A 2,583-nucleotide genomic window follows, 5' to 3' on the forward strand; every position below is an offset into this window, starting at 1 on the left:
AACGTGTCCCGATCCATGCCCGCCTCCCGCGTTCGGTATCCTTCATGATACCAAATCCGGGAATGCATAGCGAACGCTATTTGAGCCTTTTCTTTTCAGGATACCAAACCCGGTAAGCGGCAAGCAAGAGTATATTCACTATTTGTTCTCTACACGGCCAAACACGGGTTATCGGCTTGCCGTAACACGAATATCGTCAAGGAGAGCAGGCCTCATGGTGTTGGTATGCAATAGGCAGCTATGCGCCGCCTAGGCAATAGTCATGGCTTGCCGAGTGGCGTGCTATTTGCCGTGATCGGTAAGAGGCGTAGGACGCTTTCACCGGATAGCGTGTCAAGGGCACGAACAATCACAGTCTGCATTGCTAGGACATTCGGGCAGCTCGCTCGGGTGCTGCTTCAAGATAACGGCCGATAACAGCGCGCGTCGAGTTGCCTTAGACGTAAAGCCAAACGAGCAAAAATACACCAAGAATGAGCCGGTAGACGACAAACGGCATAAAGGTCGCTCGCCGCAACCAACTCATCAGAAAGGCAATGGCCAATAACGCGGCGATGAATGAGAACCCGGCCGCGATGATGGCATCACCCTGAAGGGCCGCATCACCTGATTGCCACAGATCCACACCAGCCATCGTACCGGCGGCGGCCGTCGTCGGGATCGAAAGGAGAAGCGAGAACCGTGCCGCCGCCTCACGGCGGAATCCGAGAAGCAAGGCGGCTGTCATGGTGATTCCGGAGCGGCTCACGCCGGGCACCAGCGCCAGGGCCTGGGCAAGGCCGATCAGAACGGCGACACGCAACGTCATTCGGTCAAAGGCGAGGCCCGTCTGGGCAGCAACCGAACGGTCGGCAACCCAAAGCAAAACGCCAAATCCAATGGTAGTCACGGCAATAAGGAGCGGGTCACGCCAATCAGTCGCGACGGTGGATGCAAGCGCAAACCCAGCGAGGACGACAGGCATGGTGGCGAGGGCTACCTGTAGCGCCAGCCGTGCGTCACTGGTTTGGGTATTGCCACGCAAGAGTTGGAAACCGCCCCGCACCATTGCAGCGGTTTCACGGTGGAAGTAGAGCATGACGGCTGCCAGTGTGCCGATATGCATGGCGACGTCGATTGCCAGTCCCTGATCCGGCCAGCCTGTTAGAGCGGGAACAAGAATGAGGTGCGCCGAGGAACTGATGGGCAGGAACTCGGTAATGCCCTGCACCACGGCGAGCACTATCAATTCAAGCCAACCCATCAGCACAATGCCTCAGAGAGATGTGCCACGGCGCAGCGGAGGACAGGTAACGAAGAAGGAATCATTCCAGAATTCTCCGTCGAATTACAGCCAGCCGCGGCGCTTGAAAAAGACATACGGCAGGATGGCTGAAGCGATCATCAGGCCGATGGCGAAGGGATACCCGACCAGCCATTTCAGTTCAGGCATGTATTCGAAATTCATGCCGTAAATCGAGGCGATCAGTGTCGGCGGCAGGAAGACGACAGCTGCCACCGAGAAAATCTTGATGATTGCATTCTGCTCAATGTTGATCATGCCGAGCGTGGCGTCGAGCAGGAAGGTGACCTTCTGGGACATGAACCCGGAATGATCGGAGAGTGACCGGATGTCCCGCGAAAGCGTCTTGATGCGCTCGCGGGCGTCCTTGCCACTTTTTTGATGGATCGCCGCCTGCCCGAGATACCCGGCCAGCCGTTCCAGCGTCACCAGACTGTCGCGGACGTTAGAAGTCAGATCCCCCTTCCGACCAATCGACTCGATGATGCTCTGAAGGTCCGCACTTTTTGTCGGCTTGCCACTTGTCTTTCGGAAGATGCTACGGGAAATTCCGTCGATGTCGCGCCCGGCGCGCTCAAGGATATCCGCCAGCCTGTCTACCACAGCCTCAAGCAAGGCGATCAGCACGCCTTCAGCCGTATCACAGCCCATCGCGACCTTTTCAGCACGAACTGGAAAGGTCCGGAAGGCGCGCGGTTCGTGGTAGCGCACGGTAACCAGGTGCGTTGCCGTCAAAACGAACGTCACAGGGTGCATGTCCACATCGTCGCCATCGGCGTTGGCCGGCAGAATCGCCGTCATGAAGGACGCGCCATTTTCTGTGTAGAGGCGAGAGGAAATCTCAATTTCCTCCATCTCCTCCTTGGTCGGGATGTCCAAGGCCAGTTTCTGTTCGAGTTCCGCTTCTTCGGCTGAAGATGGATTGACCAGATCGATCCACACCGCATGCGCGACTTCCTCCGCCTTTTCTCCTAGCGGTTTCAGACGCCCAGCATCGGTGGCAAAAGATCTCATCATGGCGAATTTCCCGGATGTTTGAGGGGAACGCCGTGAAGGCGCTTTTCGTTATCGTGTTACTGCATTTTAATGTTATTTGTTTGAAAAAACAAAATATTAGCCGAGCAAATACGAAGACGATCAAGTCGGATTTCGATCTCGGTGGCCGGCGGCATTTCATAGGCAGACCCCAGATGAACGGGTGCCGGTAGTGTCGCTGGATGCAATTGTGACGAGGTAACCGGTATGGCACACGGTCAGAATTCGGGGATATATCCAGATTTTTCGATACATATCGGGATTTA

2 protein-coding genes are annotated in these 2,583 nt (G+C 56.0%); both read right to left on the minus strand.

Annotation, left to right across the window (positions count from 1 at the left end):
• Nucleotides 1-436: 436 nt before the first annotated feature.
• Nucleotides 437-1,243, minus strand: a complete 807-nt coding sequence (locus tag GHC57_RS18800; protein ID WP_153347152.1) for an undecaprenyl-diphosphate phosphatase — start codon at nucleotides 1,241-1,243, stop codon at nucleotides 437-439.
• An 84-nt stretch (nucleotides 1,244-1,327) separates the two neighbouring features.
• Nucleotides 1,328-2,299: a magnesium/cobalt transporter CorA gene (gene corA, locus GHC57_RS18805; protein ID WP_153347154.1), complete on the minus strand. Its 972-nt coding sequence runs from the start codon at nucleotides 2,297-2,299 to the stop codon at nucleotides 1,328-1,330.
• Between the last annotated feature and the right edge of the window lie 284 nt (nucleotides 2,300-2,583).

The organism is Roseospira navarrensis, assembly GCF_009601025.1.
Taxonomy (GTDB): Bacteria; Pseudomonadota; Alphaproteobacteria; order Rhodospirillales; family Rhodospirillaceae; genus Rhodospira; species Rhodospira navarrensis.

What these genes read in the sequence shown, in the direction of transcription:
- GHC57_RS18800 (WP_153347152.1), bottom strand. Translation starts at nt 1,243, where the DNA reads ATGGGTTGGCTTGAATTGATAGTGCTCGCCGTGGTGCAGGGCATTACC.
- corA (WP_153347154.1), bottom strand. Translation starts at nt 2,299, where the DNA reads ATGATGAGATCTTTTGCCACCGATGCTGGGCGTCTGAAACCGCTAGGA.